7 protein-coding genes are annotated in these 10,683 nt (G+C 37.9%); 3 read left to right on the top strand and 4 right to left on the bottom strand.

Annotated features, from left to right (window positions below; translation table 11 throughout):
- Positions 1-1,193 (top strand): group II intron reverse transcriptase/maturase (gene ltrA, locus ACIQYS_RS06480; protein WP_402976375.1); only part of this gene is annotated, 1,193 nt, incomplete at its 5' end.
- Positions 1,194-1,507: 314 nt separating this feature from the next.
- Here the strand turns inward: ltrA and ACIQYS_RS06475 are convergent.
- Together ACIQYS_RS06475 and ACIQYS_RS06470 are read right to left on the bottom strand one after the other, a co-directional pair.
- Entirely contained in the window at positions 1,508-2,677 is a 1,170-nt protein-coding gene (locus ACIQYS_RS06475) for a M20 metallopeptidase family protein (RefSeq protein WP_402976372.1), read from the bottom strand.
- Between the two features lie 52 nt (positions 2,678-2,729).
- Positions 2,730-4,139, bottom strand: a complete 1,410-nt coding sequence (locus ACIQYS_RS06470; protein WP_402976369.1) for a YfcC family protein — start codon at positions 4,137-4,139, stop codon at positions 2,730-2,732.
- 366 nt (positions 4,140-4,505) lie between these two features.
- On the opposite strand from ACIQYS_RS06470, the gene gdhA reads away from it, so the two are divergent.
- Positions 4,506-5,888 carry an NADP-specific glutamate dehydrogenase gene (gene gdhA / locus ACIQYS_RS06465; protein ID WP_402976366.1) on the top strand — a complete coding sequence of 461 codons (1,383 nt, stop codon included), beginning with the start codon at positions 4,506-4,508 and terminating at the stop codon, positions 5,886-5,888.
- 1,100 nt (positions 5,889-6,988) lie between these two features.
- Here gdhA and ACIQYS_RS06460 read toward each other — a convergent pair.
- The gene (locus ACIQYS_RS06460) at positions 6,989-8,692 is read right to left on the bottom strand and encodes a methyl-accepting chemotaxis protein (RefSeq protein WP_402976363.1); all 1,704 of its coding nucleotides are present in this window, start codon (positions 8,690-8,692) and stop codon (positions 6,989-6,991) included.
- Between the two features lie 289 nt (positions 8,693-8,981).
- Here ACIQYS_RS06460 and ACIQYS_RS06455 point away from each other — a divergent pair, with 289 nt between their 5' ends.
- Complete coding sequence (locus ACIQYS_RS06455) at positions 8,982-9,467, top strand: C40 family peptidase (protein ID WP_402976360.1); 486 nt, start codon at positions 8,982-8,984, stop codon at positions 9,465-9,467.
- 48 nt (positions 9,468-9,515) lie between these two features.
- On the opposite strand, the gene ACIQYS_RS06450 is transcribed toward ACIQYS_RS06455, so the two are convergent.
- On the bottom strand, positions 9,516-10,610 hold the full coding sequence (locus ACIQYS_RS06450) for a CdaR family transcriptional regulator (protein ID WP_402976357.1): 1,095 nt from the start codon (positions 10,608-10,610) through the stop codon (positions 9,516-9,518).
- Positions 10,611-10,683: the final 73 nt, after the last annotated feature.

Here is a 10,683-nt window from a genome sequence, read left to right as displayed (position 1 = left end):
TCAAGCAAATCACAAAAGAAGAATACGGTGAAAATCTGGATGAAAACATTGCGAAGCTTGTCGAGAAAATGAAAAGGCGAAGCTACAAACCAGTGCCAGTGAGAAGAACATACATCGCTAAAGCGGGCTCGAAGATGAAAAGACCTCTTGGTATTCCAGACCACGAAGACAAAATTGTTCAAAGAGGGATAGCAAAGATACTAAATGCCATCTATGAACCAATCTTCCTAGATTGTTCGTTCGGATTTCGACCAAATCGAAGTTGCCACGATGCGCTCAAAATCCTCAATGTTTATATAGAAGAGCGACATACCAATTACATCGTAGATGTAGATATTAAGGGATTCTTTGATAATGTCAGTCACGAATGGATGATGAAATTCCTGGAGCACAAGATAGCTGACCGAAATCTTTTAGGAATTATAGCTAGATTCCTAAAAGGTGGATATATGGAGGAGGGAAAGTACTACAAAACAGATGTAGGAACCCCTCAAGGAGGTATCATATCCCCAATACTTGCGAATGTATACCTTCATTATGTCTTGGATTTATGGTTTGAAAAAGTGGTTCGGAAATCCTGTGCAGGTCAAGCTTACATGGTGAGATACGCGGACGACTTCGTATGTTGTTTTCAAAGTGAAAACGAAGCCAAGGGCTTCTACTTTGACTTAGTCGCTAGGTTAAAGAAAAAATTCAACCTTGAAATTTCGGAGGATAAAACGAAGATTATGCCTTTCGGCAAATACGCTGAACAAAACAACAAATGGAAAAGAACGGGTAAACCCGATACATTTGATTTTCTGGGTTTCACTCATTTCTGCAGTCGGAGCAAACAGGGGAATTTTCGAGTTAAGCGCAAAACAAGCAGTAAGAAGATGCGAGTAAAGATAAAAGAGTGCAATAAATGGCTGAGAGAGAATCGTACCATGGACATACACAAAATTATGGAACGGCTTCAAAGGTCACTAATAGGCTACTTTAATTATTATTGCATTACTGACAATACTCGCAGTGTAAGAAATTTTGTAGATAAAGTGAAAAGACTACTCTTCAAGTGGATGAATAAAAGGAGTCAGAGGAAATCTTTCAATTTTGAGAAATTCACCTTATTCCTGAAGAAATTTCCACTTCCTACACCGAGGACTAAAGTCAATATCTACGAGTTAAGAAACGAACTTAGCTATATTTTGTAAATGATAAAAGGAAGAGCCGTGTGCGTTAATAGCGCACGCACGGTTCTGTGAGGGGTGGTGAAACACAATCTCCCGCTAGGGAGAAAGGTTTCCACCTACTCGACCCGGATGAGTGAGACAGATGAAACATCACAACGTACGCGAAGCGGCGGTGATGGTTCATCGCTCACCCGGCGGAAAGCGTCCGCCCTGCAGTGGGAATCCTAGCGGTAACCTCCTTAAGACGCATTATCCCTATATTGCACAAACTATACTTTGTTGGAAGCTTTGGAAAACTACATTCCTGTAATGTTTCTGCAAGAATCTCAATCGCATTAATTGTTCTCTTCAGTACTATCTCTTAAATAATCGAGTACACCGTTTGTAAATAGCTCGACTCCTACAGGGAGCATATCCTCATTAATATCAAATTTCGGATGGTGATGCCCGTACGGAGCTTCTTCTTTTCCAACGCCAATAAAAGTAAACGACGCTGGAATTTTATGTGAATAGCAAGAGAAGTCTTCGGCACCTAAAATAGGGTCGACTTCCACTACTTTTTCTTCGCCGAAAAGGGAGATAGCGGTTTTTTGAATAAAAGATGTTAACGCTTTGTTATTTAGTACAGGTGGATCCCCATGCAGGTACTCTACTTTGTATTTTGCACCAAAAGACTTACATACACCATCTATAATGTCTTCTACTCTTTTTCGGATGAGAGAAGATATTTCATTATTGAAATAACGAACGGTACCTGATGCATACGCAGTATCTGGTATTACATTATAACTTGTACCTGAATTTAGCTCTCCGATACTGATGACTGCTTGATCAATCGCTTTAATATTACGACTTACAATTGTATGAAGCTGCGTAATTATATGCGAGATAACAAGCGTTGGATCAATTGTTTCTTCCGGCATGGAGCCATGTCCGCCTTTTCCATAAATAGTAATGGAAAAACGATCTGCACCTGCCATAGTAGGACCTGGACGAAATCCGATTAAACCTGATTGTAAAGGTTGCCATAAATGATAACCGAAAATGGCATCTTTGTTGTCCAGAAAGTCAGTCGAAGCTATTTCAACAGCTCCACCTGGAACTGCTTCCTCGGCATGTTGGAATAAAAGATGAATAGTACCATGAATAGCAGTTTTGTTTCCAACAAGTAATTTGGCGATTCCTAGTAAAATGGACATATGTCCATCATGACCACAAGCGTGCATAATGCCTTTATTGACTGAAGCGAATGGGAGACCCGTTTCTTCTAGTATTGGCAAAGCATCCATATCGGAACGAATAACAACTGTCTTTCCAGGATGTTCTCCTTTTACAATACCGACGACGTCCTTTCCGGTTATAGAATACGTCTCGATTCCTAAAGCGTGTAATTGTTCCGTTATATATGTTTTTGTAGCAGTTTCTTCATGTGAAATTTCAGGATGTGCGTGTAAGTAACGTCGTTGTTCAATAATCCATTTTGTTAAATTTATATCCGGTTTCATTGTTTTAGTTCCTTTCTATTAACTAATCCCCCAACGAATGAAGAGGGTGATATTATGAAAATCCTATATAATGTGCGACCGTAACGAAAATTGCACCTAACACATAGTGGATCATAATAAGTGGAAAAATCCATTTTACCCATTTCACCCAAGAAATTTTTGCAAGCGCTAGCCCTGCCATGAAATATCCGGATGTCGGTGTGAATATATTAGATATTCCGTCCCCAAACTGGAAGGCAAGTACAGCTGTTTGACGAGTTACCCCTACTAGATCAGAAAGTGGAGCCATAATAGGCATTGTTAATGCAGCTTGTCCACTACCTGATGGAATAATGTAATTGAGTAAGCATTGAACGATGTACATACCAAACGCTGCCAAACCTGCAGGCATGTCTCCAATGACAGAAGAGAATCCGTATAAAATTGTGTCCATAATTTTACCGTCTTGAAGGACTACTAAAATTGCGTTTGCAACCCCAACTACTAACGCCCCCATTACAAGAACTCGACACCCTTCAATAAATTGCTCTGAGATTTGGCTAAAATTCATTTTTCCAACTAGCCCCATCAGGATTCCCATTAACAAGAATAGCCCAGCAATTTCGGATAAGTACCATCCCAATTTAATAACTCCAAATGCGAGTGTCACCAGTGTTCCAAGTAAAATAACGAAAATCACTTTATGGCGATTCGTAAGCGTTAGAATAGTATCAGGAACTTTGAAACTATCACTGTTTGCATCATTATAAAGTGTACTTTTGGTTGGATCTTTTTTAATTTTCCGAGCATAACGCATTACATACCAAATACTTACTGACAGAAAAATAACAAAAAATATAATTCGTAAATAAAGGCCGGAGAACAAAGGAACTTCTGCGATTCCTTGCGCCACTCCAACTGTGAAGGGATTCATAAATGCTGCTGTAAATCCTGCTGAAGTCCCAAGAAGCACTACAGCCGTTCCTACCATTGAATCGTATCCAATTAATAGCATTAAAGGGACTAAAATTGTAATATAAGGAATTGTTTCTTCCGCTAAACCAAGCATTGCACCGGATAAGCCAAAGAAAGTCATAAGTATCGGAATAATTAAGATTTCTTTCCCTTTCATTTTTTGTGCGATCGAACCAACTGCAGCTTCGATGGCACCAGTTGCTTGCAAAATACCAAAAGAACCTCCTACAATGAATATGTAGAAAATAATACCTGCAGAATTTACCATTCCTTTATGTACAGCTTGAAAGATCGACCAAAAGCCTGCAGGAGTAGAATGAGTTTCTTTATATGTATCCGCTACAACAATAGTTCTACCTGCTTCGTCCACTATCCGTTCATACTCCCCTGACGGAAATATGTAAGTGGAAATTGCTGCTACTATAATGAGTGAAAATAATATGACATACACATGTGGAATAGACAGCTTCCACTTTCTTTTTGATTCTGGAGTATTTACTGCTCCCATGTTTTATTCCTCTTTTCTTAACTTTTTCATATATGGACTTTAATTAGTTCATTATAAAGGTGAAAAAAGCTGTTTATTAATTTTTAGATAATTTTTAATTCAATATATAATTGTATAATATATACAAGTTAAATTATGGATTTTTTATTTCAGTTATAACTCAGGAGCCAGAGACCTGAAATAGCTGTAATGTTTTTGAAATATTCATGAGGAATTATGGGAATGGGAAGATGGATCTTGGGTATTTTAGACGTATAATTGTAACATTTTTTGTATATTTATTAACGGAGACCTATGTTTGTGTTGAATGTTTTTAGAAGATTCGAGATAATAGATAAAAGAATGATAAATGTTAGGGGCAAAAATATGGATTTGTTGAGAGGAAATAATGTAGAACAAAAAAGTAGAGCAAATGATTATGTGCATGAAGTTTATGAATTAGTGAAGAAGCGTAATCCAGGAGAAAAGGAATTCTTACAGGCAACACGTGAGATTTTTGATTCTCTTCGACCTGTGTTTTTAAAGCATCCTGAGTTTATCCATAATGGCATTTTGGAACGAATAACTGAGCCGGACCGTGTGATTTCGTTTCGTGTTGCTTGGGAAGATGATACGGGGAAAGTACAAGTGAACCGTGGTTTCCGAGTGCAGTTTAATAATAGTATTGGACCATATAAAGGGGGAATTCGCTTCCATCCGACTGTAAATAGCAGTATTATGAAGTTTTTGGCTTTCGAACAAACATTCAAAAATGCATTGACAGGTATGCCAATAGGTGGAGGAAAAGGTGGGTCCGACTTTGATCCGAAAGGTAAGTCATCGCGTGAAATTATGCGATTTACCCAAAGCTTTATAACAGAGCTAAGCAAATATATTGGAGCGGACATGGACGTACCGGCAGGAGATATTGGCGTCGGGAAACGAGAAATTGGCTATATGTTCGGGCAATATAATCGCATAAAAGGTGGATTTGAAGCAGGTGTTTTCACCGGTAAAGACCCAAATCATGGTGGGAGCTTAGGACGCAAAGAAGCGACTGGTTATGGTTGTGTTTATTTTGTGGAAGAAATGCTAAAAGAAAAAGGCGATAGTTTTGCTGGAAAAACAGTAATTGCTTCTGGTTCGGGAAATGTTGCAACTTATGCTATGGAGAAGGCGATTGAGCTAGGTGCGACTGTGTTAGCATGTAGTGATTCTAGCGGATATATTTATGATCCGAAAGGGATCAATGTAGAAACAGTGAAACAATTGAAGGAATTTGATAATAAACGAATTCAAGAATATACAAAATTTCATAAGCATGCGGTGTATCATGAAGGATGTAGTGATATATGGTCAATTGCTTGCGACATTGCTTTGCCATGTGCGACGCAAAATGAATTGGAAGAAGCAGACGCAGCATTGCTTATTGCAAATGGTGTAAAAGCGGTAGGAGAAGGTGCCAATATGCCTTGTACAGAAAAAGCGGTTCATGCTTTCCAAATGAATGGCGTTTTATTTGCACCGGGTAAAGCAGCTAATGCAGGCGGTGTGGCGGTTTCTGCAATGGAAATGTCACAAAATAGCATGCGTTTATCTTGGACTGTGGAAGAAGTGGATGAAAAGTTAAAAGTAGTAATGAAAAATATTTATAAAAGCTGTTTTGATGCGGCTAAAGATTATGGGTATCCTGGTAATTTCGTAGTAGGTGCGAATATTGCAGGATTTCTAAAAGTAGCAGATGCGATGGTAGCGCATGGTATTCATTAATAAATAGATTAAAAAACTCGCTTTCTTATATAGGAAGCGAGCTTTTATTTTGCTTTAGGAAATTAAAATATTCTATGCATGTGGATAACTTTTTACAAGTAACATAAGTTATGTCATTTTTTCAATCGAACGCGGTATAGTGATACTGCGTCTTAGAGAGTTCTATTAGGTGACCACTATGATTTTCGCTGCAGGGCGGACGCTTCCGTGGGGTGAGTGATGAGCCTTCACCGACGCTTGCGCGTACGTTGTGATGTCTCATCTTACTCACTTGATCCCACTGGAGTCGCCGCCCTTCCGCTGTAATCCACAAAATTTGCTAGTTTATGAGTGTAACTATTTAAAATCAAGTCTTAAAAAACAACAAGATTACTGGGATAGATCTGACAGTGAATACAAAATGTAATTCCAATTAATCGTAGAACGAAATGAAACATGCTACAAATGCGACAAACCCTCCTCTAACCAAACAAAATTACCCAAAGACAGCATTTTCTGCTTTAGCTATGTGTATGTTTCACAAATGCCTCTCTATGTTGCGCATATCCTCTGCAATGTTGCGAGAAACAATTGAATCACTGCGTAAATTTTATATTCCAAAGTTTTACCTCAGTAGGAAAAATTTTATCTATTGAATACGAGTCGAAGTGCCTGTATTCATCAAAATACCATACAATGTACGACCAGACTTATTATTTTATACTAAGTAAATCTTTTACTTTGAGAAATAGTGCTGTCGATGGCTCGCTAGTTGCTCTAAGCCGTCTTCTGGATTTAACCATTTGAAAATTTCATTATTTTGGAGTGACAGAGCTTGTATTAGGACGGTCTGTTAAAGCTAGATGCTCCTAAGTTGACAAACACTACTGGATTTTCGCGGAAGGGCGGCGACTCCTGCCGGATGAGTGAGAAGATGAGACATCGCAGGCGAACGCGTAGCGTCGGCGATGGCTCATCGCTCACCCGGCGGAAAGCGTCCGCCTGCAGCGAAAATCCTGGCGGTCACTTAATATAGATATCTAGTGCGCAGTATCCCTATTATGTGCGACATTCCATTAATATTAATCATTGAGGCAGAGATAGGCGCTTTCGCATTATTTTTATAATTTGAATTTGCCTACGATTTGTTGAAGCGCTTGTGCCATATGGCTTGTTTCGTTGGAGCGGTTTGCCACTTCGTCAATAGAGGCGGTTGTTTGTTCGGTTGCTGCCGAAATGGATGTTGTCACTCTTTCTATTTCGCGAATAGATTCTGTTAGTTGTTGAATGAGTTTCACCACTTGTTTCGAGTCTTCCGCTTCGTTTGTTGCTTTACTTGAAATAGTTGAAATTTCTTCTACTGTTTTAGCGACTTCGGTTGAAATATCGCTTAATGATTGAGACGTTTGCAATACCGTAGCAGAACCAGTTTCAATTAGTTTTGTACTTTCTTCTGTAGAAGCTACAACCGATAAAATGCTTGCTGTAATATCTTGAACAATCATTTCGACTTGGTTTACTTCGCTATTTGATTGTTCCGCAAGTTTTCGAACTTCTTCTGCAACAACCGCAAAGCCTTTTCCGTGTTCACCTGCCCGAGCTGCTTCAATCGATGCGTTTAGTGCGAGTAAATTGGTTTGAGCGGCAATTGCTGCAATGGAGCCGGTAATATGTTGGATTTTTGTCGTTGCTCCATTTAAACGTTGAATCGTTTCACCTGTTTCAATGGAAGCTATTCTAATTTTGTCCATATCGCGACTAATTTCACTTGCACGAGTTAATCCCTCTTCTGCTGTTGTCATCGTGGTTTTAGAATTCTCTACGCTTGCGTCCGCTGTTATTTTAGAGTTTTGAAGATCTTCTGCAAGCGATTGTAAAATCACAGATGATTGTTCGGCTGTCAAAGTTCCATCTGACACGGATGCAACCGTTTCACTCATATTTGTAGCGACTTGATGTACAGCATCTTTCATTTCATTTAAAGAAGCTGCTGTTTCTTCTGCATTTTGTGTTAGTTGAACTGAAGTCTTCTGAACAGTTCCGAGAATTTCACGGAAGTTTCCAGCAAGTCTATTAAGCGTTTTGCTTAAATCTCCAATCTCATCTTTGCTTGTAAAGTTGGTGTCTTTAACAGAGAGATTCCCTTTTGCAATCTCCCCCGCATGGGCAATAAGTACCGTAAGTGGTTTTGTTTTTCTTCTGATCAAAAATAACGTAACGATGGAAGCAAGTATCATTGGGATTAAACTAGTAAGTATTCCTTTACTCACTACATCCCATGTTCGATTTCCTACAATAGAAGCGTCGAAATCAATCACGCTAATTGCGATGATCTTGCCAGTTGGATCATGGTTTTCATAGATTGGTGCATACCCAGAAAGACGCTTCATCTCACCGAATTCATAGGCTTTAGAGTAAGTTGGGTGACCCATTTCAAGTAGCATATCTACTGCTTCTTTATCTATATAAAACTGATCTCCCGCCTTGTAACCGTCTGCTTTCAAATGATCATCAAGTGCTAATAATTTTCCATCCAAATCAATAATATACTGAGTTTCAAAAATATCCTTATGTGCAGTAGTCCAGTTGAGCTGTTTACTAACTGCATCAACTGCAGCAGCGTCACCATCTATTATTTTGATCATATCTCCAGGATTGATCAAGCCGGTTGTAATATTTGCACATCCATAAGCCTCAATTCCAGCGGCTTTATATAACTCATCATATGCAGTCTTATATGTAGCGACCGAAGTGATTAACAGCATCGCAACGATTATTCCAACAATAATCGATCCTAGATGTACTGTTAGTGTATTTTTCATCATTTATTTCTCCCCTGTTCCTAGGTAATTCCTAATCATTTCCTTATACTATTTATATCATATGAACAGGTAGAAAAGATACATTTCATTTGTATGTTTTACGACGAGTAAATACCTATAAAGCAAATACGTTTGAAAACTATTAGACGTTTTTGTAATAGTTTTGTTACACAACTGTAAAATCATTTTAGTTTTGAACGTGTTAGTATGGGTATAGAGAAATTTACAAATACTAGTTTAGTAAAATTTTAGTAGAATTTTTCAATACACATCTTTTGGAGGAACATAAGTTTTGACTTCTTTGTTTAAAAAAATCATCACAATCTTTAGTTTAACTGTAGTTTTAGCCGTTGGAACATTTGCAGGAAATACAGAAGCAGCAAGCACTGTAGCATCCAATGAAATAGTATCAAGTGCGAAAAATTTAATAGGAATTAAATATCGTTATGGTGGAACAACGAAAGCAGGATTTGATTGTTCAGGTTTTATCGGATATATTTACAAAAACAATGGTGTGAACTTACCGAGAACAGCAGCAGGAATGTACAGCACAGGCACATCTGTGAAAAAAGCAAACTTAGCTGAGGGAGACTTAGTTTTCTTCAATACATCAGGTAAAGGCGTTTCTCACGTTGGAATGTACATAGGTAGTGGAAAATTCATTCATGCTTCAACATCAAAAGGTGTTCGAATCGATAAATTAAATGACCCATATTACTGGGGGAACAAATACGTAGGCGCTAAAAAGATAGCTAACGTATCTGTAGCTAAAAAATAATAATAATATGAATAAAACCGTTTCGGCAAAATAAGCTGAAACGGTTTTTTAACTGTTATGAAAGTTTCGATCCGTCATCCACAATGCAATTTGTAAAACAATGGCGTCTTGAAATAAAGTTGGATTATATCCAGTTAAACTATGAATTTTTTTTAGGCGGTAAGTAAGTGTATGACGATGAATTTCTAACGATTCCGCACAAACTGCTTGTTGTTGATTGCAGTAAAAAAAAGAATGTAAAGTGATGAGTAGTTTTTCATCTAATGTACCTAGTATCCGATTGGTAAAATGCTGTGCTTCTTGGGAGTCACGCTTTTTTAATAGTGAATATAGTTCCACTTCATCAAAATGAATAATTGATTGTTTGCGCTGTCCATATTCAAACGCAATTCTTGCCGTTTGATAAGAATAATGGACTTGGTCGAGCGAATGAACGACTTGACCTACCGAAATTGGAAAAATATTGTACTTCAGAAGTATGTTAGCGAGTTGTTTTACTTTTTGCTGAAATGCTTTTTCGTCTAATCCGGAAGCAAGGATGAAGTGTTCGTTTAATTGATAATGTCCGACTAAAATAGAATCGTGATGGAAATAATGTTCGATTCCTTGAAGTATTGTTTGATATGATTTAGATTCTGGATTGAGTTCTATCATCATCGTATGAAAAGGGGCTTTGTTTTGGAAGCCTATTTTATTTATTCGTTCAAAAATGACTTTTTGTAAAGGCTGTCCACTCATTAATTCTTCAAAAACCATCTCTTGCATTTTTCTTTCCCACTCGCGTTCCGAGGCAATCAACGCTTGGTAAACCATCATTTCTGTTGTCAGCTGAACGAGTGTCGCTATTTCTTCAATCTCTTTCGGATCACCCGTAATTCCAATCACTCCAATTAATTCTTGTTGAAAAAATATTGGCAAATTAATACCAGGTTTCGTTTTCGGGAATAAGTGATTATTTTCCTCTGTAATTAGTAAAGGCTTTCTCGTTTCTGCTACGATAATAGCCCCTTCATGAATACTATCTACACGTAGGCGGTCCCCAGATGCTAAAATCATCCCATTCGTTTGAATGACGTTAATATTTCGGTGTAGTCTAAGCATTGTTTGTTCAACGATCTGATTGGCAAGCTGTTTTGTAATCATGGTACCTCCATCAAGTATAAAAAATGACCTGTTATAATACAGTAATTTTATACTTTAAGTATAATGTAAAAAT

The sequence above is a fragment of the Psychrobacillus sp. NPDC096426 genome (assembly GCF_044762745.1).
In the GTDB taxonomy this organism is placed as follows: domain Bacteria; phylum Bacillota; class Bacilli; order Bacillales_A; family Planococcaceae; genus Psychrobacillus.
This window is presented reverse-complemented; position numbering and strand designations above follow the sequence as displayed.